Source organism: Pseudomonas syringae pv. cilantro (assembly GCF_001293775.1).
In the GTDB taxonomy this organism is placed as follows: domain Bacteria; phylum Pseudomonadota; class Gammaproteobacteria; order Pseudomonadales; family Pseudomonadaceae; genus Aquipseudomonas; species Aquipseudomonas syringae_P.
Window position 1 is genome coordinate 69,886 of sequence record NZ_LGLN01000006.1, and the last position, 441, is coordinate 70,326.

The window sequence follows — 441 nt, forward strand, 5'->3', positions numbered from 1 at the left end:
AGCGGCTGCTACCCGAAGCTCCAGCATCAGCCAGGCGGGTCGCGTCACAACGGGGCTACTTTTCATCGGATTTGAAAATCCCGACCCGGAAGCGTCTGAAGAGAACAGGCACTTCAGCATGGGGTTCAATTGCGGTGGCGGCGAAACGGCGATGGCACTGTGGGAATGCATTCGCAGTTACATGGAGATCGGGCCGGATGCCGTGTCCGACAGAACATCCAGATTTAACCGACCAAAAGGTATATGGGCGAGCTACCTGGATGATCTTGTTACAGCTGCACATAGAAAAGGCTGGTTTCTGGCTCTGCTATGGGAGGGCTTTTTCGGCCTGTTCATTTTCAACACACTGCTGATTGATGTGCTGGAGCGCTGGAAGCTTTCACCGCCACCCGACCTTGAATATTCAGACATCGTTGAATGGTCAAAACCTTTACCACCCGA

1 pseudogene is annotated in these 441 nt (G+C 53.3%); it reads left to right on the top strand.

Going from position 1 to position 441, the window contains the following annotated elements:
• Window positions 1–441: pseudogene (locus tag ABJ99_RS28560) on the top strand (hypothetical protein); the annotation flags it as partial.